Genomic DNA, 21602 nt, shown 5'->3' with positions numbered 1-21602 from the left:
AACAATGACGCAGTGGCCAATGCGGCGACGCCGGGTACCGGTGTGGGCAGCACCGTGGCCGGGGCAAACGCCAGTGCAACAGCAGACAACGCGGTGGCAGTGGGCTCAAATGCGGCGGCAACCGGCGGCAACTCGACGGCGATCGGCACCGGCTCGCAGGCTGGCAATGCGAACTCGGTGGCGTTGGGTCAGGGCTCGGTGACGGATCGCGATAACTCGGTGTCGGTGGGTTCAGTGGGTCACGAACGCCAGATCACCAACGTCGCAGCGGGTACGGTGGACACGGATGCAGTCAATGTCGGTCAGATGAACAGCTCGGTCGCACAAGGCGTTCAGCAGGCCAACAACTACACCGATCAGCGTATCAACGCGACCAACCAGGCGATCAACGACGTCGCGAAGAACGCCTACGCAGGGATCGCAGCAGCGATGGCAATGCCGAACATGACGCCGTCGGGCCCGGGCAAGACGATCGTCGCTGCGGGTGGGGCGACCTATAAGGGCGGCAGCGCCGCAGCAGTAGGAGCTACGTACCGCTCACGGAATAATAAGTGGCTCGTCAACGCTGCGGTGTCGGTCACGTCGACTGGTGACGCTGGCGCACGTGCGCAGGTTGGCTACGAGTTCTAATAGCCATGTCACGTAAAAAGCGGAAGGTCCGTTAGTCCAATAGCTGTATAGCGGGTGTTTAGAGAGAGTCTTGCCGGGCACAGCAGGACTCTTTTTTTTGCGCCCATCCTGCGGGTGCAAGTCCTACCCTAAGCTGCTCGCGGCTCTAAGCCGCCTCACGCAACTGCGCCGCAATGTCCGCCTCGCTCAACTGCGGCGCGAACATCTCGATCAACCGATACGCGTACGCGCGCAGGAATGCCCCCTTGCGCAGGCCGACGCGGGTCGTGCTCGCCTCGAAGAGATGCTGCGTGTCGAGCGCGACGAGTTCGGTGTCGCGCTTCGGATCGTAGGCCATCGCAGCGACCACGCCGATGCCCATGCCGAGTTCGACGTAGGTCTTGATCACGTCGGCGTCGATCGCGGTCAGCACGACGTCGGGCAATGCGCCCGCTTTTGCGAACGCCTGATCGATATGCGAGCGGCCGGTGAAGTCCTGGTCGTAGGTGACGATCGGGAATTCGGCGATCTCGTCGAGCGTCAGATTCGCTCGGCCGACGAGCGGATGATCCTTCGGCACCACCACGACGTGATGCCACGAATAGCACGGGAACGTGACGATGTCGGGAAAACGGTCGAGCGCTTCGGTCGAGATGCCGATATCCGCCTCGCCGTTGATGATCATCTGCGCGATCTGCTGCGGGCTGCCCTGGCGCAGCGCCAGATGCACTTTCGGGAACACCTTCGTGAATTGCCGGACCACCTTCGGCAGCGCGTAGCGCGCCTGCGTGTGGGTGGTCGCGACGACGAGATGACCGCTGTCCTGATCCGCGTACTGACGCGCGACGCGGCGCAGATTCTCCGCATCGAGCAGCATCCGCTCGATCAGCTGATGCACCGCCTTGCCCGGCTCGGTGAGGCCCGTCAGACGCTTGCCGCGGCGGATGAAAATATCGACCCCGAGTTCGTCCTCGAGGTCCTTGATCTGCTTCGATACGCCCGATTGCGACGTGTACAGCACGTTCGCCACCTCGGTCAGATTCATGTTCTGGCGCACGGCCTCGCGCACGAAGCGCAACTGCTGGAAATTCATCGATTTGTCTCCGGAAAAACGCGCAATGCGCGCGGCACTGCCGTCACGCCATCGCCTATTGTCAGTTGCAGATCACGCCACGTTTCGCGATCGAGTTCGGCTTCGAGCAGGTTGCCCTCACGGCCCCCGAGCTCGACGCGCACCGAGCCGCCGAGCGTCACCACGCGCCGCACGTCGACGACGATGCCCTCGCGATGCCCGGCTGCCTGCGGATACAACTGCAGATCGTGCGGCCGCACATAGGCGAACGCAGGACCGCTGAAACCGGCGGCAATCGCGACCGGCAGCGCAGCGCCATCGACGACGAAGCCTTGCGCATCGACGCTGCCGTGCAAACGGTTCGCCGCGCCGAGAAACTCATAGACGAACGGTGTCTGCGGATGGTCGTACACGTCCTGCGGGCTCCCCACCTGCTCGACATGCCCCCGATTGAGCACGACGATGCGATCGGCCACTTCGAGCGCTTCTTCCTGATCGTGAGTGACGAAGATAGTCGAGATATGCAGATCGTCGTGCAGGCGACGCAACCAGCTGCGCAGTTCCTTGCGCACCTTCGCGTCGAGTGCGCCGAACGGCTCGTCGAGCAACAGCACTTTCGGCTCCACAGCCAACGCACGCGCGAGCGCGATGCGCTGTCGCTGGCCGCCGGACAGCTCCGACGGATAGCGTTGCGCGAGCCAGTCGAGCTGCACGAGCTTCAGCAGCTCATGCACCTTCTCGCGAATCACCTTCTCCGACGGACGTTCCTTGCGCGGCTTCACGCGCAGACCGAACGCAACGTTCTCGAACACCGTCATATGACGGAACAGCGCGTAATGCTGGAACACGAAGCCTACCTCGCGCTCGCGCGCGCCGACCGCCGCGACGTCCTGACCTTGCAGCTCGACCTGGCCGCCGTCCGCGTATTCGAGGCCGGCGATCACGCGCAACAGTGTCGTCTTGCCGCAACCCGACGGCCCGAGCAGCGCGACGAGTTCGCCCGGTGGAAAGTCGAGCGACACGTTGTCGAGCGCGACGAAATCGCCGAAGCGCTTTTGCAGGTTACGAACGGTGATACCCATTTACAGCTCTCCTTGCTTGAGCGGATGTCGCTGCGACGCAGGCGTGGCGTAGACGAAAAACGAATGCGAAGCGGACTGCGCGCTATTGGCCTGCGAAGCGCCGGACGGCGACACGAGCCCCGCATACGCAGGCACTTCGCGCGCCGCCGACAGTTCCGCCGACATATGACGCTCGGCCAACAGCTTCAGCCCCAACGTGACCAGCGCCAGCAGCGCGAGCACCGAGGCAACGGCGAACGCGGCCGAGAAGTTGTATTCGTTGTAGAGAATCTCGACGTGCAGTGGCATCGTGTCGGTCTGTCCGCGAATGTGGCCCGACACGACCGACACCGCGCCGAACTCGCCCATCGCGCGCGCATTGCAAAGGATCACGCCGTACAGCAGACCCCATTTGACGTTCGGCAGCGTGACGCGGCGAAACGTCTGCCAGCCCGATGCGCCGAGCACGTGGGCGGCTTCTTCCTCGTCGTTGCCCTGCGCCTGCATCAGCGGAATCAGCTCGCGCGCGACGAACGGGAACGTAACGAAGATCGTCGCGAGCACGATGCCCGGTACCGCGAAGATGATCTGCACGTTGTGATCTTCGAGCCACGGGCCGAACCAGCCCTGCGCGCCGAACATCAGCACGTAGATCAGACCGGAGATCACCGGCGACACCGAAAACGGCAGATCGATCAGCGTGGTCAGGAGTGCCTTGCTGCGGAATTCGAACTTCGCGATACACCACGACGCCGCGAGGCCGAACCCGAGGTTCAGCGGCACCGCGATCGCCGCGGTGATCAGCGTCAACCTGATGGCCGACAGCGCGTCCGGATCGACAAGCGATTCGAAGTAAAAACGCAGCCCCTTGCTCAGCGCCTGATAGAACACCGCGACGAGCGGCACGACCAGAAACAGCGCGAGAAACAGCAGCGCCAGGCCGATCAGCAGCCAGCGCACGACGGGCGGCTCGCTGACCGGATCGGGGCGGCGCTCGGCGCTCGCCGGATTCGTCGGAACGCGGCTCATTGCACACCTCCACCGATTGCGGCGACGTTCGTGGCCACCGGCGCCGGGGCCGCGTTGCCGCGGCTCGTGCGCCGCTGCAGATACCACTGCAGCGTGTTGATGAACAGCAGCATCAGGAACGAGACGACCAGCATCACGACCGCGAGTGCCGTCGCGCCCGCATAGTCGTATTGCTCGAGCTTCGTGATGATCAGCAGCGACGTGATCTCCGACTTCATCGGCACGTTGCCGGCGATGAAGATCACCGAGCCGTATTCGCCGAGCGCGCGCGCGAACGCGAGCGCGAAGCCGGTCAGCAACGCCGGGAACACGGCCGGCAGCACGACGCGGCGAAACGTGAGCCAGCGCGACGCGCCGAGGCACGCGGCCGCTTCCTCCTGCTCGCGCTCGAACTCCTCGAGCACCGGCTGCACCGTGCGCACGACGAACGGCAGGCCGATGAACGTCAGCGCGACCAGCACGCCGACCGGCGTGAACGCGATCTTGATACCGAGCGGCGCGAGCAACTGGCCGACCCAGCCGTTGCCCGCATACACGGCCGCGAGCGCTATGCCCGCGACCGAGGTGGGCAGCGCGAACGGCAGATCGACGACCGCATCGACGATGCGCTTGAACGCAAACTTGTAGCGCACCAGCACCCACGCGACGAGAAAGCCGAACACCGCGTTGATCAACGCGCCGCCGAGTGCCGAGAAAAACGTCAGCCGATACGACGCGAGCACGCGCGGCGACGTGACTGCGCGCACGAACTGATCCCAGTCGAGCGTCGCGGTTTTCAGAAAGGTCGCCGCCAACGGAATCAGCACCACGAGGCTCAGATAAGCCACCGTGATGCCGAGTGTCAGGCCAAAGCCGGGCAAGGCGCTCGGCTTGCGGAAGGTCAACGTGGTCATGCTGGATACTCGTTCATGGTTGATGCTCGCGCGGTTGTCGTGTTGCTGTCTCGTTGTGTCGTTATCGAACTGCGGTATTGCTGGCCACGGCCTCCGGTTAGCCGAAAGCGCGCCCATTGGGCGCGCCCTTTCACCTCTGCCTTTGATGCAGGCGGCGGTTTTTACTGCGGCTGATAAATCGAATCGAACACGCCGCCGTCCGCGAAATGAGTCTTCTGCGCGTTGGTCCAGCCGCCGAACGAATCGTCGATCGTGTACAGCTTCAGCTTCGGGAACTTCGCGGTCAGATCGGCCGGCACCTTGTTCGAACGCGGACGATAGAAATTGCGCGCGGCGATCTCCTGGCCCTGCTCGCTATACAGGAAGTTCAGATACGCCTCGGCGAGCTTGCGCGTGCCGTGCCTGTCGACGACCTTGTCGACCACCGCGACCGGCGGCTCCGCGAGGATGCTCACCGACGGCACGACGATCTCGAACTTGTCCGGACCGAACTCCTTCAGCGACAGGAACGCCTCGTTTTCCCACGCGATCAGCACGTCGCCGATACCGCGCTGCACGAAGCTCGTCGTCGCGCCCCGCGCGCCCGAATCGAGCACGCCGGCGTTCCTGTACAGCTTGCCGACGAACTCCCTGGCCTTCCGATCGTTGCCGCCCGGTTGATGCTCGGCGTAGGCCCACGCCGCCAGATAGTTCCAGCGCGCGCCGCCCGAGGTCTTCGGATTCGGCGTCACGATCGACACGCCCGGCTTCACCAGATCGTCCCAATCCTTGATGTGCTTCGGGTTGCCCTTGCGCACGAGAAACACGATCGTCGAGGTGTACGGCGACGCGTTGTCCGGCAAACGCTTCTGCCAGTTCCTGTCGACGAGCCCCTTGTTCGCGAGCGCGTCGATGTCATAAGCGAGCGCGAGCGTCACGACGTCGGCCTGCAGACCATCGAGCACCGAGCGAGCCTGCGCGCCCGAGCCGCCGTGCGACTGCCTGAAGGTGACGGCTTCGCCGCTGCTGGCCTTCCATTCCTTGCCGAATGCCTGGTTGATGTCCTGATACAGCTCGCGCGTCGGATCGTAGGACACGTTCAGCAGTGTCGTGTCGGCGTGCGCGATGCCGCTTGCGCCCACCATGCCCAGCGCGCCCGCCGCGCCGACGGCGAGCGCCGTGATCAGTTTTCTGGTTCGAGCCGCAAGCCCCGTGTGCCGATAGTTCATCTCGATTTTTCTCCGTGTGATGGTCCGCTGCCAAGCGTCTGGTGTTGTTCTGCGTCGCGGTCACGTGCACATGAGCGCCAATCCGGAGGCCAGTCTATCGAAGGGCTTTCATCATTAAAAATAATGTTTCTTCATTTTTTAATACTCAAAAGTGGTAACGGCAGATGCGACGGCTGTTGACGCACCGGAAACGACGCGATGTGGCCGATAAACGACGTCCGAACGCGCCCCTCCGGCCGAACTTAAAGTAAAGCTTGAAATGCGCCGGATACTGTATAAAAATACAGTCACCTGTTCATACATACAGTGGCCATGACAAAACTCACCGCACGACAGCAGCAGGTTTTCGATCTGATCCGCCGCGCGATCGAACGCACCGGCTTTCCGCCCACTCGCGCGGAAATCGCCGCCGAACTCGGTTTCAGCTCGGCCAATTCCGCGGAAGAGCATCTGCGCGCGCTGGCGCGCAAGGGGGTGATCGAACTCGCGGCTGGCGCGTCGCGCGGCATCCGCCTGCTGTCCGGGCAAGAGGACGCGCCACACCAGTTCACGCTGCCGCATGCGGGCCTGATGCAGTTGTCGCTGCCGCTAATAGGCCGGGTCGCGGCGGGTAGCCCGATCCTCGCGCAGGAACATATCTCGCAGCACTACGCGTGCGACCCGGTGCTGTTCTCGAGCAAACCCGATTACCTGCTGAAAGTGCGCGGCCTGTCTATGCGCGACGCCGGCATTCTCGACGGCGACCTGCTCGCAGTGCAAAAGCGCAGCGAAGCGAAGGACGGCCAGATCATCATTGCGCGGCTCGGCGACGACGTGACGGTCAAGCGTCTGAAGCGCCGGCCGAACGGCATCGAGCTGATCGCCGAAAACCCCGATTACGACAACATCTTCGTGGAAAGCGGCAGCGCCGATTTCGCGCTCGAAGGGATCGCGGTCGGGCTCATTCGCCCAAGCGAGTTCTGATCTTTCGCTGTCGCAGCAACGCTTGCGCCGGCTTGTCCAACCCAAGCCGCATTTACGCCCGCATTTACGCCCGCATCTACGCTGTATCGCCAGGAGAGACTCATGGAACGCCTTGCCCGCCTGCTGCCTTTTCGCCAGTTCGGCCGTCTGCGCCATCTGCGCAAGCTCACGCCCTGCGCGCTGACCGAGGCGCCCGCGGCGCGCACGCCGTCGCTGTTCGACGTGCCTGCCGATGCTTCCGGTCTGCCGTCGTCGTTGCCGGCGTTCGCTCGCGTGTCGCTGAATTCGGCGCTGAACATCGCCGAGCCCGCGCGTCGCGCACCGGTGCGGGTCTACCATGGATCGTCGCGACTGATCATGGTCGGCACGGTCGACGCCGTATGCCGTATGATCGATCGTTGCATAGCCGACGAAGCCAACGTGCACGGCGCGGTGTTCGAAGCCTGAGCGAATCCTGAGCACGCATGCGATACCCACTTCTGAAGTTCAGAGTTTCGCGTGGGATGGGATCGTTTCGACCTCGCCGCGGTCGACGTTAGATGATCACTAACGTGGAGTCCCAATCGATGACAATTCCGAAACGCATACAGGGCAGCGCCACCCGGCCGCTGCTGATCACGCTGATCGTGGTGATCGTGATTGGCGCGCTGGGGTTTATCTATGCGTCACCGTATATCGCGGTGAACAATCTCAAACGCGCGGCAGATGCGCGAGACGTGCAAACCGTCAATCAGTACGTGGACTTTCCCGCGCTACGCGATAGCCTGAAGCAGCAGGTGGGCGCCATGCTGACACGCCGGCTCGAAGCGGACGCCGGCAACAAGCTGGCCACGATTGGCGCGGTGATCGGCGTGACGTTGATCGGCCCGCTCGTCGATGCCTATGCAACACCCGACGGCGTCGCGGCGCTGCTGAACGGCATGCCGCCACGCGGCATGCCGGGCGAGCAACCGTCCGCGCCGCCAGCCGCGAGCGGCGAAGCGCCGGCCGCACCAGCCGCGGGCAACACCACCAATCAGGCAAGTGCGCCGCCACCGGGGCGTCAAAGCACGGCCGGCTATCGTAGTCTCAACGAATTTGTTATCACGTACCGGCGTGGCGAAGGCAATGCGAACTACTCGGCGATCTTCCGTCGCGAAGGTCTGGTCACATGGAAGCTCGCCGCGATCAACCTGAACGAGTGAGGTTGAAGCCTGGCCAGAAGGAATGCGTGGCTGGTCGTCGAGGCCAGCCACGTGACGGGGATGTTCACGTCTGGGCTACAAGACGGCGCGAATGGCTTCGCGCCGCTAACTAGCGTATTACGCCGCAGCCGCCTGCTGCTGGTCCTGCCCGGACGAGCACGCCACCAGGATGCTGCACGTCACCCTGTCGAGCAGCGGCGTGTTGCCCGCCCCCATCCACCAACGCGACAGACCGGTCCGGCAGCGATGGCCGACCACCACGAGATCGACCTGCAATTCGTTGGCAAGGTTGGCGATCTCGTCGATCGGATGACCGAACGCGAAATGCCCTTGTGCGCTTACGCCGCGCTCGGTCAGCCAGTTCACCCCCTCCTGCAGAATCTCGCGGGCCGTTTTTTCGAAGCTGCCGCAGGCTACGTCCGTCAACAAGCCCGCGCTTTGCGCAATGCTCGAACGCATGTCGACGACCGACAGTAGGTGCGTTTCCGCCTTCAGCTCCAGCGCCAGATCGGCACCGCAACGCAGGGCTTTGCGGCCTTCGCGCGAGCCGTCGTAGCACAGCAGGATTTTCTGGTAGCTCGCCATCAGGTTTCTCCATTCGCGCGGAAAGCGCTGTCTGATTCAATCATGGTGCGCCGCAAATCGGCTTGCAAGGGATGGAAAACGCTAAGTGCATAGTCGGTGCATGCTGAGCACGTGCGCACAAGCGTTGGGCAATTCGATGCAGCGTTTGCCCACGGATGCCGCAACGCAAAACTTCGTACGCGAACGTTGCGGCCGCTCGCAGCCGGCCGTTTCGCGTGCCGGTAGCGTCACAAACGGTAAACAGTGGCGCCGGGCGGTGCCAGCCGGCTCAATACACCGCAACCTGCCGCATGCATTACCCGTTCCCGGAGGCCCGCCCGCAATAGCGAACCGAAACCCTGGAATAAGCCGCTTCGCGTGCACAATGCGGGCGTCGCAGGTATGTTGTGTGTCTTGCGAGTACGTTGTGTCTTCTTCAGGAGCCTCGCCCGACCCATGCCCGCCGCCCCCATCGAATTCCATCAGGTCAGGAAAAGCTACGGCGAAAAAACGGTCGTCGACGGCTTGTCGTTTCATGTGAACGCCGGCGAATGCTTCGGGCTGCTCGGCCCCAATGGTGCCGGCAAGACCACGACACTGCGCATGCTCCTCGGCATCGCGGCGCCCGACGCCGGCGCGATCCGCCTATGCGGCGAGCCGATCCCGGGCCGCGCGCGCATCGCGCGCTCGCGCGTCGGCGTGGTGCCGCAGTTCGACAACCTCGATCCCGATTTCACGGTGCGCGAAAATCTGCTCGTGTTCGGCCGCTACTTCGGTCTCACCGCTGCGCAGTGTCGCGCGGCGGTGCCCGGTCTGCTCGAATTCGCACGCCTCGAGAACAAGGCCGACGCGCGCGTGAGCGAACTATCGGGTGGCATGAAGCGGCGCCTCACGCTCGCGCGTGCGCTGATCAACGATCCCGACGTGCTGATCATGGACGAGCCGACCACCGGACTCGATCCGCAAGCACGCCATCTGATCTGGGAGCGGCTGCGCTCGCTGCTCGCGCGCGGCAAAACCATCCTGCTGACCACGCACTTCATGGAAGAAGCCGAACGGCTTTGTCATCGACTGTGCGTGATCGAGGAAGGACGCAAGATCGCCGAAGGCGCGCCGCGCGAGTTGATCGAATCCGAGATCGGCTGCGACGTGATCGAGATCTACGGTCCCGATCCGTTTGCGCTGCGCGAAGAACTCGCGCCGCTCGCCGAGCGCACCGAGATCAGCGGTGAGACACTGTTCTGTTACGTGAACGACGCGCAGCCCGTGCATATGCGGCTCAAGCAGCGCGCTGATTTGCGCTATCTGCATCGGCCAGCGAATCTCGAGGACGTATTTTTGCGGCTCACGGGACGCGAGATGCAGGACTGATTACGCAACGAGACAACTGATGGACGCACGCACTTACGAAACCCACGACGGCACGCCATCGGCACAGCAGCCGTTCGGCGCGTTCCCCGCCAACGCCACGAACTGGGCCGCGGTGTGGCGCCGCAACTATCTGGTGTGGAAGAAGCTCGCGCTCGCGTCGATGTTCGGCAACCTCGCCGATCCGATGATCTATCTGTTCGGTCTCGGCCTCGGGCTCGGGCTGATGGTCGGGCACGTCGACGGCGTGTCGTATATCTCGTTCCTCGCGGCGGGCACCGTGCCGTCGAGCGTGATGATGTCGGCGAGTTTCGAGTCGATGTATTCGGGCTTTTCGCGCATGCACGTACAGCGCACGTGGGAAGCGATCATGCATACGCCGCTCTCGCTCGGCGATATCGTGCTCGGCGAGGTGGTGTGGGCCGCGAGCAAATCGGTGTTGTCGGGTGCGGCGATCATGCTGGTGGCGGGCGCGCTCGGCTACGCGAGTTTTCCGTCGATGCTGCTCGCGCTGCCGATCATCGTGCTGGCCGGACTCGCGTTCGCGAGCCTCGCGATGATCGTGACGGCGCTCGCGCCGTCATACGACTTTTTCATGTTCTATCAGACGCTCGTCCTCACGCCGATGCTGCTGCTCTCCGGCGTGTTCTTTCCGATCTCGCAACTGCCTGGCGCCGCGCAAGCCGTGACCGCGGCTCTGCCGCTCGCCAATGCGGTCGATCTGATGCGCCCCGCGATGCTCGGCCGGCCGATGGAGCACGCCGCGCTGCATCTGAGCGTGCTGGCCGCTTATGCGATCGGCGGGTTCATCGTGTCGGCGATCCTGTTTCGGCGCCGGATGATGAAGTAAAAAACTCACGCGCGGGGCGGCACATCGTGCATGCACCCGAGCGAGGCGGTGCCGCGTCAGTCGTCGCTATGCGTGCCTGCTATCGGCGCGCGCGGTTAGTCCTCGTCATCGGTCCACGGAATGTCGACGTCGGAGATGAACGCGACCGTCGCGAACGGGCCGCCCTCGTGACGCCCGATCTTGCCGTCGGCGCGCTGCCATTCGACCCGGAACACGGTGGCCGGATCATCCGCGATCAGCCGCACCGTGCGCAATTCGTCGGGATCGGCGTCCTCGACCGGGCCGTCGAGCGAGATCAGCAGCGCCTGCGGCCACAGACCATCGGCGGGATCGTAGATCTTGTCGCCGTCGTGAATCAGCGTGAAAGCCTCCACGCCGATGGTTGCCGACGCATCGACGATCATCTTGGCGAGCGCCCGCAACAACGCGGTCGCTCTCGCCGAATTTGCCTGACGGATCGCCAGATCACCGCGCGTGAGCGCCTGCTCAAGTTTTGGATTGGTTTTCTGTTGCGCCATGGATGTATTGGTCCTATCGCTCTGTTGTGGGCGACCCGCCATTGGGACGGCGCGCCGCGCTTATTTTTGGGTCCATCTGGTGCCGCTTGTGTGCGTTGCAGCATCGCGCCTGCGCGGCATGTCCGCGGTTCGACTGTCATTGTTCTACGTTGCGCCTGATTGCTGCGCGAAACGTCAGGAAACATCAGGCTCGTTATCTCAAGGCCGTCCTTGCTGTCCACCACAGTTTAGGTCGTGATTCGGATTCCGGGAGAACATTTGCCGCTTAGCGCGTTGCATGTGTCGCATTTCATGCATCGGTTCGCGGGGGCCGCGGTGTCCGCTTGCCGCGGCCCCGGGCCAGTTTCGACGCCTGCGCCCCGGCCGGCTGCGCGTCAGCGATCCGCGCGATCAGATGATCGCGAAACGCGCGCACCGACGGCGGCAACTCGCGTCCGGCCATCGTCTGCACCTGGATGCTGCGCTGGCGCATCTGCGGATCGGTCAGCGGAATCACGAGGAAGCCGTCGTCGGCATAGCGGTCGCGCACCGACAGCAGCCCCGTGAACATGATCGCACCGGACTTCTGCGCATAGCGATAGATCGCGCCACTGTTGTTGCAGATCAGATCCGGCTCGAGCAGGATGCCTTCGAGCGCGCACGTAATGTCGATCAATTGACGAATCGTGGTGCCGGCCTCCGACAGCGCGAGCGGATAACGGCTCACCTCGGCGAGCGACACTCTCGCGCGCGCCGCGAGCGGATGATCGGTGCGCAGCAGCACGAACACGGGCGCGCGTTCGGTGTGCTCGACCTTGACGCCCTTCTCCGGCGCGAGGCTGAACGACAATGCAATATCGACGTCACCGTCGCGCACGTGGCGGGTCGCGTCGGCCGGTGACATCACGGTCAGCGTGAAATCGGTGCCGGGATGCTCGGCGCGGAAATCCGCGATGGCTGCGGGCATGAAGTCGGCAGCGAAGCCTTCGGCGGTCGCGATCTTGATCCGGCTGCCGTGCAGAGTGGCGAGACCGCCGATTTCCTTCATCACGTGCTCGGCTTCGAGCAGACTGCGTTGGGCGTACGCGAGGAGCCGCTCGCCGGCCTCGGACAGCGCCATGCCGCGCGGGCGCCGCTCGAACAGCGTCGCGCCGAGTTCGCCTTCGAGCCGCACGATCTGCCGGCTGATCGCCGATACCGCGACGTGCAGCCGTTCGGACGCGTCGCTCAGCGAACCGCTGCGCGCGACCTCGACGAAATAACGCAACGCAATGCCATGCAGTGAACGTGCCATCCGGGACGCCTCGATAGAGTCAGTTGCAACGATGCCGTGGGTGAGTGCCGCGGTCCGAGCCGAGGCATGCCGCTTTGCTTTTCCGGCAATGCAAGCTTCGAAACATGATCATTGTGACAAAAATGACGCGCTTCTAGAATCGGTCGCAATGACATCGCGGGCGATTGCCTCGCACGCCGCGCCGCGCGTCGAGCCACCGAGCCTCGCGGTCCTCTGCCCTACTCACCCATCCCCGCATTGGAGACATCGACATGAGCCGCAACCGGGCCATCGAGCTTGCCACCCGGCACTTCGAATCCGGCGCTTTTCTCGCCGATCTGAACCGCCGCGTCGGATTTCGCACCGAAAGCCAGGAGCGCGATCGCGGCGCGCTGCTGCTGTCCTATCTGACCGACGAAATCGCGCCCGAAGCAGAGCGCCTCGGCTTCGGCACGCGTATCGTCGATAACCCGGTCGATGGCTTCGGGCCGTTCCTGATCGCCAACCGTCACGAAGGCGATCAGCTACCGACCGTCCTGATCTACGGCCACGGCGACGTCGTGCGCGGCTACGACAGCCAGTGGCGCGCGCCGCTGACGCCGTGGGCGGTGAGCGTCGAAGGCGAGCGCTGGTTCGGTCGCGGCACCGCCGACAACAAAGGCCAGCACTCGATCAACCTCGCCGCGCTCGCGAGCACGCTCGCCGCGCGCGATGGCAAACTCGGCTTCAACACGAAGCTGCTGATCGAGATGGGCGAGGAAACCGGCTCTCCCGGGCTCGACGCGATCTGCCATGCGCATCGCGACGAACTCGCCGCGGACGTGCTGATCGCCTCCGACGGCCCGCGTCTGGCCGCGCATCGTCCGACCGTGTTTCTCGGCTCGCGCGGCGCGGTCAATTTCAGGCTGTCGCTGAACCTGCGCGACGGCGCGCATCATTCAGGCAACTGGGGCGGACTGCTGCGCAATCCGGCGACGGTGCTTGCCAATGCGCTCGCGAGTCTCGTCAATGCGCGCGGGGTTATCGCGGTCGAGGGCCTGCGTCCGCCGCCGATCCCCGAAGCCGTACGTCACGCGCTTGCCGATATTGCGGTGGGCGGCGGTCCGGGCGACCCCACCGTCGACGACAACTGGGGCGAGCCGGGTCTTTCCGCGCCCGAGCGCGTATTCGGCTGGAACAGCTTCGAAGTGCTGGCCCTCAAGGCGGGCAATCCGGAGAACCCGGTCAACGCGATTCCGCCGTCGGCGTTCGCGGTCTGCCAGTTGCGCTTCGTGGTCGGCACCGATTGGGAAAACCTCGGCAAGCATCTGCGCGCGCATCTCGATGCGCACGGTTTTCAGCTGGTCGAGATCGACGTCGAACGTGGCGCGCCGGCCACGCGGCTCGATCCCGACGATCCGTGGGTCACGTGGGCGACCGCGTCGCTCGAAGCAACCACCGGCAAGAAGACCGCGCTGCTGCCGAATCTCGGCGGCACGCTGCCGAACGAGATATTCGCCGATACGCTCGGTCTGCCGACGATCTGGGTGCCGCATTCGTATCCGGCCTGCTCGCAGCATGCGCCGAACGAGCATCTTCTGAGCCCGGTGGTGCGCGAGGGCCTGCAGATGATGGCGGGACTGTTCTGGGATCTCGGCGAGAATTCGCCGCTTGCGGCGAAGCGCGGGGTGGGTACCGCAAAGGCCGCGGGTTGAGTTCGGCTGTAGCCGATTGATTCGATGCGCTTGCCGCGGCCGCACCGTTAAACGACCGGGGCCACCACGGCAAGCGAGCATCGCAGTTACATCGACGTCACGGCGCCGGATTCGGCTGCAGTTCGTGCAGCCTGTCGATTTCGGCGAGCACTTGCGCCGACAGCTTCACGTCCGCGCTGGCGATGTTTTCCTTCAACTGCTCGAGCGACGTCGCGCCGATCAGATTGCTGGTCACGAACGGCCGGCTATTGACGAACGCGAGCGCGAATTGCGCGGGCGACAGGCCGTCGCGCTTCGCGAGTTCGACGTAACGCGTGGTCGCCTGCACGGCTTGCGGCTTGCTGTAGCGCTGGAAGCGCTCGAACAGCGTGATGCGCGCGCCGGCCGGACGCGCGCCGCCTTCGTACTTGCCCGACAGCCAGCCGAACGCAAGCGGCGAGTAGGCGAGCAAACCGATGTTGTCGCGATGCGCGTACTCGGACAAACCGACTTCGTACGTGCGGTTCAACAGGCTGTACGGATTCTGGATGCTGACGATACGCGGCAAACCGAGCTTTTCGGCCGCGCGCAGAAACTGCGCGACGCCCCACGGCGTTTCGTTCGACACGCCGATATGGCGCACCTTGCCCGCTTTCACGAATTCGGCGAGCACCGTCAGCGTTTCCTCGATCGGCACCGTGTACGCGTCGTCGACCCACGGATACGATGGGCGGCCGAACGTCATCGTGCTGCGATCCGGCCAGTGCAGCTGATACAGATCGACGTAGTCGGTTTGCAGACGCTTGAGGCTGTCGTTGAGCGCCTCGGTCAGATTCTTGCGGTCGAACTGATTGCCCTCGCCGCGAATATGACGCGGATTGTGCGGCTGACGCGCGGGTCCCGCGATCTTGGTGGCGAGCACGATCTTCTCGCGCGCGCTCTTGTGCTGCGCGAGCCAGGTGCCGATGTAGCGCTCCGTCGACCCTTGCGTTTCGGCGCGCGGCGGCACCGGATACATTTCAGCGGTGTCGATCAGGTTCACGCCGTGATCGAGCGCGTAGTCGATCTGCGCGTGCGCTTCCTGCTCGGTGTTCTGCTCGCCCCACGTCATCGTGCCGAGACCAATCAGGCTAACCTGCACGTCGGAGTCGCCGAGTCTGCGGTATTCCATCTAACTTGTCCTGTTGAAGAGATGATCGGAAAGCGCAGACGTTACCACGCCGGCGCGATACCTGCAGCAGGGCTAGAATGCGGGGTCATGCGCTGCATTGCGCTGCGTGGCGCTTCGCGCTCTGGATGCGCGCTTCATCTCGACTTCGTTGCCATGAATCACGTACACCTCGAATTGCTGGTCACGCGCGTGATGCCCTACGGGAAATATAAAGGCCGCGTGATGGCCGACCTGCCCGGCCACTATCTGAACTGGTTCGCGAGCCAGGGCTTTCCACCCGGCGAGATCGGCCGTTTGCTGGCGTTGATGCACGAAATCGATCACAACGGTTTGAAACCGCTGCTCGACCCGCTGCGCAAATCGAAGCCCGAGGAGCGTTGAAACCGACGTCGTGAAAGCGTTGCCAAACCGGCTGAAAGTCGCGCCGCAGGCAAGCTGCAAGCAATGTCGGCCAGTACAAATTCATACCGGATTTTTCTTGCGCATCGCGTTTGCGTGGCCTTTAATCGGCATAGATCGTCGCGCTATGAAACGTTGAAAGTGAAGCGGAGCAGTCGTCGTTCGTTGAACCGTTTCAATGTGTTCCGGCGCCGTGCGATCCCCCGCCTTCGCGATCGCCCGCAGGTCCATGTCTCAATTCAATCTGTCCGCGCTGCTCGAATTTGTCGGCCACGATCTGTCGCCGGTGCGCGCGGTCATCCTGTTCTTCGTGATCGGCTACCTCGTGGTCGGACTGCCCGTGCACTTTCGCCAGGGCCCGGCCTCGCGCGACATCTGGGGCACGGCCGCCGGCGTTTCGATGGCCGCGCTCTACGCGGCGTTCATCGCCGGCGTGTATCCATGGCTGCATCACGTGTCGGGGCTCGCGCGCTGAGCGTCGGCCGCCGCCAGTTCCGGTCCGAGACCGTCCCATAGCGGTTCGAGCAATTCGCGTCGCGGTTGCCAGCGCCGCAACGAGGTTCGATACAGCGGTCGGCGCACCTGCGCTGAACTCGCGGTGCTAACAGGCCGCGTCGTCTCGTGAAACGCGAGGCAACGTTCGTCCCACTCGAGCCCGCAATGCGCGAGCATGCGACGCACGTTCGCGTCGACATTGTCTACCAGCTCCTCGTACCCGATCTCGATCATCACGCCCGCGGGAAGAATGCGCCGCCAGTACGCCATCAACGCGTCGTACGCGCAGTAATAACGGCCCAGCTCGCCGAGATCGTAGCCGAACGGCACGTCGTGAAAAATGCGCGAGAAAATCGACAGACAGGTCTGCAATGGCGAACGGCGGCTACGGATGATGCGGGCATTCGGCAGCGCGAGATGGATCAGACCGACGTTGATGAAGTTGAAGGGATCGGTAGAGTGCGCGAGCGGTCCATCGGCTTGCGCGACCACGCGCTGCATGCGCCGCAGGTAGTCTGCGCCGAGCGCGCTCCACTGCGCCGCGCCCGCTTGCTGTAGCGACTCGATGTTGATCCGCAATGGATCGCTCACGTCACGGCGAATGCATTGGACCAGTGCCTCACCGAATTCGGTGCGTTCTCCCGCGCCGAACACGCGCGGATGACTCGCGAGAATCTGCTCGATCAAGGTCGAGCCGGAACGCGGCATACCTACGATAAAAATCGGCGCCGTCGACGGATCGCCGATACCGGGCGTGGGCCGCGACGAAGCCTCGTTCGATCATCTGCTCAAAGGCAACGGTCTCTATCGCGAGGGCATGCGCTACAAGGAGGCGGAATCGCTTGGACTGTTCGCGCGCTTGCCGGATCTGTTGGATGCCGAGACGCTTGCCGCGGCACGCGGGTCGGCGGGCTCGAGCGTGCACGCGGATTCGAAACATCGCAGTGCGGCTTCGACATCGCCGCGCGCGATACAGGCGTCGCCTTCGGCGCGCCATTGCTCGGCGGTGTTCGGATGAGAGTCGGGCTTCATTGACGGCGGTGGATCGCTGGTCAGGATTGGCGAAAGACTGACGCAACGGCGGGCGGGCCGCGTCGTCGCGGGCGAAGGGATTGCTTGTTTTCGTCGACCTGAAGCGCGGATTTCCACGCCGGCATGCGCATCGCTTCCCACTCGGGACGAATCGTCCGACGGAACTTAGCAACCGTGCCCTTCAGTAGCGTTTCGGATCGTTAACGAACTGTTACCGCAGCGCCGTTTGGTAATACGCGGGAAGATTGGCGCAAGGGTCAAGCGCGCGCAGCCGCGCCGATGCCGGTAACGCCCGGACACAAATGCGGCTGAACTCCGTTGCGCGCGGTCTTTCTGAGATTTATGTGAAGGAGAAGATCGTGACCAGGCTCATTGCATCGATGACGCTGCTCGCGGCCGCGGCAGCGAGCATCACTGGATGCGTCGTCGCGCCGCCAGCGGGATACGACTATGCGTATGGCCAGCCCTACTATCCGTACGCGTATGGACCGCCTTACTACGGACCGGTGTACGGCTCGGTTGGTATCTACGGCGGTTTCGGCGGGCCCTGCTGCTATTACGGACACGGGTATTGGCACGGGCGCGGCGGATGGCATGGCGGTGGTTGGCACGGCGGGAACGGTGGTTGGCACGGCGGGAACGGCGGATGGCACGGCGGGAACGGCGGATGGCACGGCGGGAACGGCGGATGGCATGGCGGCGGATACGGCGGCATGCACGGCGGCGGCAGCTCGTGGAGCAGTGGTGGCGGGACGGGGGGCCACGGACACTGAGGCGTGGACGAATCAGTGCCCGTCTCCGTCACGACAGTGATACCGCTCGCGCGCGCGGCGCTTTCTGGCCTTGCGGTAAAATTCGTGTTTTGATTCAAGCCGCCTGGCAGTCCCATGTCTTTACCTCACACTCCCAGCCCCCGCCGCGTCTCGGTCGCGCCAATGATGGACTGGACGGATCGGCATTGCCGCTCGTTGCATCGGATGATTTCGCGCCGTACGTGGCTTTACACGGAAATGGTGACAACCGGTGCGCTGCTGCACGGCGACGTGCCGCGTCACCTCGCGTTCACGCCCGACGAAGCGCCGGTCGCGCTGCAACTCGGCGGCAGCGAGCCCGACGATCTCGCGCGTGCGGCCAAGCTCGGCGAACGATGGGGCTATGACGAAATCAACCTGAATTGCGGCTGCCCGTCCGAGCGCGTGCAACGCGGCGCGTTCGGCGCGTGCCTGATGAATGAGTCGCAACTCGTCGCCGATTGCGTGAAGGCGATGCGCGACGTCGTAGCGGTGCCGGTCACGGTCAAGCACCGTATCGGCGTCGACGCGGTCGACGAGTACGGCTTCGTCCGAGATTTCGTCGGCACGATCGCGGAAGCCGGCTGCGAGGTCTTTATCGTTCATGCGCGAAACGCGATCCTGAAGGGCCTCAGCCCGAAGGAAAACCGCGAGATTCCGCCGCTCAAGTACGACTTCGCGTATCAGTTGAAGCGCGATTTTCCGCAGTTGGAGATCATCATCAATGGCGGCATCAAGACGCTCGACGAAGTCGACACCCATCTTCAGCACGTCGACGGCGTGATGCTCGGGCGCGAGGCCTATCACAATCCCTACGTGCTCGCCGATGTCGACGCGCGCTTCTATGGGTCTGCGCAGGTGCCGCTGACACGCGACGAGGTCGAAGCGAAACTGATCGAGTATTGCGCGAGGGAAATGGCGCTCGGCACCTATCTCGGCGCGATCACGCGTCATGCGCTCGGCCTGTACCGCGGCGAAGCGGGTGCGCGTGGTTGGCGTCGAGTCTTGTCCGACAGCAAGCGGCTTGCGGCACGCGATCTGACGATCTTCGACGAAGCAAGACAGCATCTGCGCGAGCCCGCCGATATTTCTGAATAAAGGACTAGGCAAGCGATAATCTAGTCTCTATAATCTCGTTTCTTCGTCGGCGAGACTGCTTTTTAGAGCAAGTCGAGCAGATGTTAGTGGTGGCTGTAGCTCAGTTGGTAGAGTCCAGGATTGTGATTCCTGTCGTCGTGGGTTCGAGTCCCATCAGCCACCCCAGAGAATTCTAGCAAACGGCGTTGTGAGCAATCACAACGCCGTTTTTGTTTTGGCGGCGGCCTTCTGCGTTTCAATAATCTCCGGGCGCTTTACTGCACCGACGACCCTTTTCCGCTCTCCTGATCGTATTCAAAAACCGCTTGGTCAACAGGGCGGGATCATCGGTCTGCCTTGCCGCGCCTAGCTCTGAACGATTGTTTCCTCTTCGGGAATAGTAAATTCAGATTATCGGCACAAATTTTCGATAGTAGGGGTATACACTGCCTCTCATCGACGTTGCAGACACCTGATTCACCGGCTCCTGCAACATCTTCCTGAAATGCAGTCGAAACGTTATCGGAGTCCTACTATGAAGACCAAGTTCATCGCCGCTCTGCTGGTTGCCGCTTCTGCCTCCATCGCCGCTCCCGCTTTCGCAAGCGGCTACGGTCCGGCACCGTACTATCGTCCGTCGGTTGGCGCGCCGGCTTCGCAACAAGGCCAGAACGAGCAGACCGTCGCCGCTGAACGCGCCAACTCGCAATCGAATGCATACGGTGGCGTGAATAGCGTGTCGACGCAATCGGGCACGCGCAGCGAACCCACTTCGGGCCCGCAATCGGTGTTCTTCGGCCACTAAGCCGCCAGCAGTACCGCCATATCCGCTGCCTCTAAGGGCCGCGATCAATCTGGGCGCCGCGCACGCAGTATCGATGCCGGCGCCCAGTCGCGTTTACGTCGGCTGTCGTACCCGACACGCTTTGCGCGCAGCCAATGGTTCGCAGTGCTTCTACCGCGCGCCCGCCGAGTCGTTGCGCCAGCCTCGCAGGCATCCCTTCCCGTCGCGACGCGCCTACGCGCCTCTAACTCGCCAGCCCCGCATCGATCAATTCGCGCGCCGCGCGAAAGCCAGCGTCCGCGGCCGCATGCTCGGTGGACCATAGGCTATCGATATGCACGAGCTGCCAGTCGACCACCGTCGAATCGCCGCGCAGCACCCGGAAATGCGCCTTGACGCCGGTCAGTACCTGTTCGACAGCCACCTCGATGTCGTAGTCGCCATAGCGCGCCTGGTAGTCGCCCATATCGACGCCTTTCGGCTCCATGCTCGCCTCCGTGGTTTCGCTGTTCGCGGGCAACCGAACACGCGCGTCAAGCGGGTGTCGCGATGGCCAATCACCAGCTCGCGACTCACCCGCGACGCGCCGTCCCGCTCTGCGGACCGGCCATGCGGCCGGCCGCCGCTCGGCGGATCAGTTGCAATCGCCGGAAAGATACTGCCGGCCGTTGCAGTTGATTTCGACCCCACCGCTGCCCGCTTCGGCAACGAGGTCGCACGCCAGTAACTCCGCCGCGACGGACTGCGCGACTTCGGGCGCCGTCTGTCCGACGCCGACATCGTTCAGACGCCGCAACGCTTCGACCGCTTCGGGACTCAAGGACTTCGACATGGCCGTCTCCGTCGGAATGCTCAATTCATCGTAGCAAGTTTCATCGGCGGATGCAGATGTGCGCGCCTGAAGAGCCCGGTGCCTCGAGCGTCGAGCCTGGCAATTGGCGTCTGCAGACGGCGTGCGGAGTGAGCGCACGGGCAGCAGCACGATTCAGCGCGCCAGCAACGGCCCCGGAACACGGCCTGCTACCAGTAGATTATGCACACAGCCGCGAGCCTACCGACGGCACGCGAGATTGAAGGAGAACGACATGAAGCGAGGCAAATGGACCACGCGGACGGCCACTGGCACCGCGCTGGCGGCGCTGCTCGCGAGCGGCGCGAGCGCCGTCGCGCAAACGGCGGCCAGCGCGCCGCCCGACAGTCATGCGCCGATGGTCAAACCGCCCGAGGCGGCATCAGGCGCCGGCGGTTCGAGCAACCCGGACAACATGCCGATCAAGCGGCCGTCCAAGCCGACCAACGACCGCATGTCGCACGAGCCGCCCGCGAGCGGCGCAAACGCGAAGTAACCCGCGTGCGCGTTGCTCACATCGGTTGAGCGTCTTCAGAGCCGCGCGATCGACACCTCCGTCGACTTCACGAGCGCGACCACCTCCGAGCCGACTTTCAGTTCGAGTTCGTCGACCGAGCGCGTCGTGATCACCGACGTGACGATGCCGAACGGCGTCTCCACGTCGACTTCGGACACCACCGAGCCGCGGATGATCTCCTTGACCTTGCCTTTGAACTGATTGCGCACATTGATGGCGGAAATGCTCATTTCAGAAAACTC

The 21602-nt window shown here is 63.7% G+C and carries 27 protein-coding genes and 1 tRNA gene; 15 read left to right on the top strand and 13 right to left on the bottom strand.

Features of this window, described 5'->3' with window-relative positions; translation table 11 throughout:
• Positions 1-630 (top strand): YadA family autotransporter adhesin (locus F6X42_RS22860; RefSeq protein WP_187636371.1); only part of this gene is annotated, 630 nt, incomplete at its 5' end.
• A 145-nt stretch (positions 631-775) separates the two neighbouring features.
• Here F6X42_RS22860 and F6X42_RS22855 read toward each other — a convergent pair.
• From F6X42_RS22855 to F6X42_RS22835, 5 genes are all read right to left on the bottom strand, one after another.
• Positions 776-1702: a CysB family HTH-type transcriptional regulator gene (locus F6X42_RS22855; protein ID WP_187636370.1), complete on the bottom strand. Its 927-nt coding sequence runs from the start codon at positions 1700-1702 to the stop codon at positions 776-778.
• Entirely contained in the window at positions 1699-2763 is a 1065-nt protein-coding gene (locus F6X42_RS22850; protein ID WP_187636369.1) for a sulfate/molybdate ABC transporter ATP-binding protein, read from the bottom strand. The genes F6X42_RS22855 and F6X42_RS22850 overlap by 4 nt, the downstream gene beginning before the upstream one ends.
• A complete protein-coding gene (cysW, locus tag F6X42_RS22845) occupies positions 2764-3771 on the bottom strand; it encodes a sulfate ABC transporter permease subunit CysW (RefSeq protein ID WP_187636368.1) in 1008 nt (335 codons plus the stop codon).
• Positions 3768-4664, bottom strand: a complete 897-nt coding sequence (gene cysT / locus F6X42_RS22840; RefSeq protein WP_187636367.1) for a sulfate ABC transporter permease subunit CysT — start codon at positions 4662-4664, stop codon at positions 3768-3770. Before cysT ends, cysW begins: the two co-directional genes overlap by 4 nt.
• A gap of 161 nt (positions 4665-4825) precedes the next feature.
• Positions 4826-5872 carry a sulfate ABC transporter substrate-binding protein gene (locus F6X42_RS22835; protein WP_187636366.1) on the bottom strand — a complete coding sequence of 349 codons (1047 nt, stop codon included), beginning with the start codon at positions 5870-5872 and terminating at the stop codon, positions 4826-4828.
• A 312-nt stretch (positions 5873-6184) separates the two neighbouring features.
• Between F6X42_RS22835 and lexA the strand changes: the two genes are divergently transcribed.
• From lexA to F6X42_RS22820, 3 genes are all read left to right on the top strand, one after another.
• On the top strand, positions 6185-6835 hold the full coding sequence (gene lexA, locus F6X42_RS22830) for a transcriptional repressor LexA (protein ID WP_187636365.1): 651 nt from the start codon (positions 6185-6187) through the stop codon (positions 6833-6835).
• A gap of 102 nt (positions 6836-6937) precedes the next feature.
• Positions 6938-7282, top strand: coding sequence for a hypothetical protein (locus F6X42_RS22825; RefSeq protein WP_187636364.1), 345 nt, complete (start codon positions 6938-6940; stop codon positions 7280-7282).
• A 119-nt stretch (positions 7283-7401) separates the two neighbouring features.
• Entirely contained in the window at positions 7402-8019 is a 618-nt protein-coding gene (locus F6X42_RS22820) for a DUF2939 domain-containing protein (protein ID WP_187636363.1), read from the top strand.
• A gap of 117 nt (positions 8020-8136) precedes the next feature.
• Here F6X42_RS22820 and F6X42_RS22815 read toward each other — a convergent pair whose 3' ends face one another.
• The gene (locus tag F6X42_RS22815; RefSeq protein ID WP_187636362.1) at positions 8137-8604 is read right to left on the bottom strand and encodes a universal stress protein; all 468 of its coding nucleotides are present in this window, start codon (positions 8602-8604) and stop codon (positions 8137-8139) included.
• Positions 8605-9039: 435 nt separating this feature from the next.
• On the opposite strand from F6X42_RS22815, the gene nodI reads away from it, so the two are divergent.
• Positions 9040-9954 (top strand): nodulation factor ABC transporter ATP-binding protein NodI, encoded by a 915-nt coding sequence (gene nodI / locus F6X42_RS22810; protein WP_187636361.1) that lies wholly within the window; start codon positions 9040-9042, stop codon positions 9952-9954.
• Positions 9955-9973: 19 nt separating this feature from the next.
• Positions 9974-10801, top strand: a complete 828-nt coding sequence (locus tag F6X42_RS22805; protein WP_187636360.1) for a nodulation factor ABC transporter permease subunit NodJ — start codon at positions 9974-9976, stop codon at positions 10799-10801.
• A gap of 95 nt (positions 10802-10896) precedes the next feature.
• Here F6X42_RS22805 and F6X42_RS22800 read toward each other — a convergent pair whose 3' ends face one another.
• Both F6X42_RS22800 and F6X42_RS22795 read right to left on the bottom strand, forming a co-directional pair.
• Positions 10897-11319 carry a hypothetical protein gene (locus tag F6X42_RS22800; protein WP_013089291.1) on the bottom strand — a complete coding sequence of 141 codons (423 nt, stop codon included), beginning with the start codon at positions 11317-11319 and terminating at the stop codon, positions 10897-10899.
• A gap of 289 nt (positions 11320-11608) precedes the next feature.
• A complete protein-coding gene (locus F6X42_RS22795; protein WP_187636359.1) occupies positions 11609-12592 on the bottom strand; it encodes a LysR family transcriptional regulator in 984 nt (327 codons plus the stop codon).
• 251 nt (positions 12593-12843) lie between these two features.
• Here F6X42_RS22795 and F6X42_RS22790 point away from each other — a divergent pair, with 251 nt between their 5' ends.
• A complete protein-coding gene (locus F6X42_RS22790) occupies positions 12844-14265 on the top strand; it encodes a M20 family metallopeptidase (RefSeq protein ID WP_187636358.1) in 1422 nt (473 codons plus the stop codon).
• Between the two features lie 97 nt (positions 14266-14362).
• Here F6X42_RS22790 and F6X42_RS22785 read toward each other — a convergent pair whose 3' ends face one another.
• Entirely contained in the window at positions 14363-15415 is a 1053-nt protein-coding gene (locus F6X42_RS22785; protein ID WP_187636357.1) for an NADP(H)-dependent aldo-keto reductase, read from the bottom strand.
• Positions 15416-15568: 153 nt separating this feature from the next.
• Between F6X42_RS22785 and F6X42_RS22780 the strand changes: the two genes are divergently transcribed.
• Positions 15569-15796 (top strand): DUF3820 family protein, encoded by a 228-nt coding sequence (locus tag F6X42_RS22780; RefSeq protein WP_187636356.1) that lies wholly within the window; start codon positions 15569-15571, stop codon positions 15794-15796.
• A gap of 247 nt (positions 15797-16043) precedes the next feature.
• A complete protein-coding gene (locus F6X42_RS22775; RefSeq protein WP_187636355.1) occupies positions 16044-16289 on the top strand; it encodes a hypothetical protein in 246 nt (81 codons plus the stop codon).
• Here the strand turns inward: F6X42_RS22775 and F6X42_RS22770 are convergent.
• A complete protein-coding gene (locus F6X42_RS22770; RefSeq protein WP_312892905.1) occupies positions 16265-17026 on the bottom strand; it encodes a sulfotransferase family protein in 762 nt (253 codons plus the stop codon). The genes F6X42_RS22775 and F6X42_RS22770 overlap by 25 nt on opposite strands.
• A gap of 37 nt (positions 17027-17063) precedes the next feature.
• On the opposite strand from F6X42_RS22770, the gene F6X42_RS22765 reads away from it, so the two are divergent.
• From F6X42_RS22765 to F6X42_RS22745, 5 genes are all read left to right on the top strand, one after another.
• The gene (locus F6X42_RS22765; protein ID WP_187636354.1) at positions 17064-17327 is read left to right on the top strand and encodes a hypothetical protein; all 264 of its coding nucleotides are present in this window, start codon (positions 17064-17066) and stop codon (positions 17325-17327) included.
• Positions 17328-17721: 394 nt separating this feature from the next.
• A complete protein-coding gene (locus F6X42_RS22760) occupies positions 17722-18114 on the top strand; it encodes a hypothetical protein (RefSeq protein WP_376776405.1) in 393 nt (130 codons plus the stop codon).
• 114 nt (positions 18115-18228) lie between these two features.
• On the top strand, positions 18229-19230 hold the full coding sequence (gene dusA, locus F6X42_RS22755; RefSeq protein WP_187636352.1) for a tRNA dihydrouridine(20/20a) synthase DusA: 1002 nt from the start codon (positions 18229-18231) through the stop codon (positions 19228-19230).
• 89 nt (positions 19231-19319) lie between these two features.
• Positions 19320-19395, top strand: a tRNA-His gene (locus F6X42_RS22750).
• 349 nt (positions 19396-19744) lie between these two features.
• On the top strand, positions 19745-20014 hold the full coding sequence (locus F6X42_RS22745; RefSeq protein ID WP_187636351.1) for a hypothetical protein: 270 nt from the start codon (positions 19745-19747) through the stop codon (positions 20012-20014).
• A gap of 223 nt (positions 20015-20237) precedes the next feature.
• Here F6X42_RS22745 and F6X42_RS22740 read toward each other — a convergent pair whose 3' ends face one another.
• Together F6X42_RS22740 and F6X42_RS22735 are read right to left on the bottom strand one after the other, a co-directional pair.
• Positions 20238-20480 (bottom strand): DUF6566 family protein, encoded by a 243-nt coding sequence (locus tag F6X42_RS22740; protein ID WP_187636350.1) that lies wholly within the window; start codon positions 20478-20480, stop codon positions 20238-20240.
• A 147-nt stretch (positions 20481-20627) separates the two neighbouring features.
• Positions 20628-20825, bottom strand: a complete 198-nt coding sequence (locus F6X42_RS22735; RefSeq protein ID WP_013089281.1) for a hypothetical protein — start codon at positions 20823-20825, stop codon at positions 20628-20630.
• A 253-nt stretch (positions 20826-21078) separates the two neighbouring features.
• On the opposite strand from F6X42_RS22735, the gene F6X42_RS22730 reads away from it, so the two are divergent.
• Complete coding sequence (locus tag F6X42_RS22730; RefSeq protein WP_187636349.1) at positions 21079-21339, top strand: hypothetical protein; 261 nt, start codon at positions 21079-21081, stop codon at positions 21337-21339.
• 35 nt (positions 21340-21374) lie between these two features.
• Here F6X42_RS22730 and F6X42_RS22725 read toward each other — a convergent pair whose 3' ends face one another.
• The gene (locus tag F6X42_RS22725) at positions 21375-21590 is read right to left on the bottom strand and encodes a TOBE domain-containing protein (protein ID WP_008922916.1); all 216 of its coding nucleotides are present in this window, start codon (positions 21588-21590) and stop codon (positions 21375-21377) included.
• Positions 21591-21602: the final 12 nt, after the last annotated feature.

This window comes from Paraburkholderia podalyriae, from assembly GCF_014397785.1.
GTDB classification, from domain to species: domain Bacteria; phylum Pseudomonadota; class Gammaproteobacteria; order Burkholderiales; family Burkholderiaceae; genus Paraburkholderia; species Paraburkholderia podalyriae.
Note: the sequence above shows the minus strand (reverse complement) of the source record. Positions and strands in the feature narration are given on the sequence as shown.

What these genes read in the sequence shown, in the direction of transcription:
- F6X42_RS22855 (WP_187636370.1), bottom strand. Translation starts at nt 1,702, where the DNA reads ATGAATTTCCAGCAGTTGCGCTTCGTGCGCGAGGCCGTGCGCCAGAAC.
- F6X42_RS22850 (WP_187636369.1), bottom strand. Translation starts at nt 2,763, where the DNA reads ATGGGTATCACCGTTCGTAACCTGCAAAAGCGCTTCGGCGATTTCGTC.
- cysW (WP_187636368.1), bottom strand. Translation starts at nt 3,771, where the DNA reads ATGAGCCGCGTTCCGACGAATCCGGCGAGCGCCGAGCGCCGCCCCGAT.
- cysT (WP_187636367.1), bottom strand. Translation starts at nt 4,664, where the DNA reads ATGACCACGTTGACCTTCCGCAAGCCGAGCGCCTTGCCCGGCTTTGGC.
- F6X42_RS22835 (WP_187636366.1), bottom strand. Translation starts at nt 5,872, where the DNA reads ATGAACTATCGGCACACGGGGCTTGCGGCTCGAACCAGAAAACTGATC.
- lexA (WP_187636365.1), top strand. Translation starts at nt 6,185, where the DNA reads ATGACAAAACTCACCGCACGACAGCAGCAGGTTTTCGATCTGATCCGC.
- F6X42_RS22825 (WP_187636364.1), top strand. Translation starts at nt 6,938, where the DNA reads ATGGAACGCCTTGCCCGCCTGCTGCCTTTTCGCCAGTTCGGCCGTCTG.
- F6X42_RS22820 (WP_187636363.1), top strand. Translation starts at nt 7,402, where the DNA reads ATGACAATTCCGAAACGCATACAGGGCAGCGCCACCCGGCCGCTGCTG.
- F6X42_RS22815 (WP_187636362.1), bottom strand. Translation starts at nt 8,604, where the DNA reads ATGGCGAGCTACCAGAAAATCCTGCTGTGCTACGACGGCTCGCGCGAA.
- nodI (WP_187636361.1), top strand. Translation starts at nt 9,040, where the DNA reads ATGCCCGCCGCCCCCATCGAATTCCATCAGGTCAGGAAAAGCTACGGC.
- F6X42_RS22805 (WP_187636360.1), top strand. Translation starts at nt 9,974, where the DNA reads ATGGACGCACGCACTTACGAAACCCACGACGGCACGCCATCGGCACAG.
- F6X42_RS22800 (WP_013089291.1), bottom strand. Translation starts at nt 11,319, where the DNA reads ATGGCGCAACAGAAAACCAATCCAAAACTTGAGCAGGCGCTCACGCGC.
- F6X42_RS22795 (WP_187636359.1), bottom strand. Translation starts at nt 12,592, where the DNA reads ATGGCACGTTCACTGCATGGCATTGCGTTGCGTTATTTCGTCGAGGTC.
- F6X42_RS22790 (WP_187636358.1), top strand. Translation starts at nt 12,844, where the DNA reads ATGAGCCGCAACCGGGCCATCGAGCTTGCCACCCGGCACTTCGAATCC.
- F6X42_RS22785 (WP_187636357.1), bottom strand. Translation starts at nt 15,415, where the DNA reads ATGGAATACCGCAGACTCGGCGACTCCGACGTGCAGGTTAGCCTGATT.
- F6X42_RS22780 (WP_187636356.1), top strand. Translation starts at nt 15,569, where the DNA reads ATGAATCACGTACACCTCGAATTGCTGGTCACGCGCGTGATGCCCTAC.
- F6X42_RS22775 (WP_187636355.1), top strand. Translation starts at nt 16,044, where the DNA reads ATGTCTCAATTCAATCTGTCCGCGCTGCTCGAATTTGTCGGCCACGAT.
- F6X42_RS22760 (WP_376776405.1), top strand. Translation starts at nt 17,722, where the DNA reads ATGACGCTGCTCGCGGCCGCGGCAGCGAGCATCACTGGATGCGTCGTC.
- dusA (WP_187636352.1), top strand. Translation starts at nt 18,229, where the DNA reads ATGTCTTTACCTCACACTCCCAGCCCCCGCCGCGTCTCGGTCGCGCCA.
- F6X42_RS22745 (WP_187636351.1), top strand. Translation starts at nt 19,745, where the DNA reads ATGAAGACCAAGTTCATCGCCGCTCTGCTGGTTGCCGCTTCTGCCTCC.
- F6X42_RS22740 (WP_187636350.1), bottom strand. Translation starts at nt 20,480, where the DNA reads ATGGAGCCGAAAGGCGTCGATATGGGCGACTACCAGGCGCGCTATGGC.
- F6X42_RS22735 (WP_013089281.1), bottom strand. Translation starts at nt 20,825, where the DNA reads ATGTCGAAGTCCTTGAGTCCCGAAGCGGTCGAAGCGTTGCGGCGTCTG.
- F6X42_RS22730 (WP_187636349.1), top strand. Translation starts at nt 21,079, where the DNA reads ATGAAGCGAGGCAAATGGACCACGCGGACGGCCACTGGCACCGCGCTG.
- F6X42_RS22725 (WP_008922916.1), bottom strand. Translation starts at nt 21,590, where the DNA reads ATGAGCATTTCCGCCATCAATGTGCGCAATCAGTTCAAAGGCAAGGTC.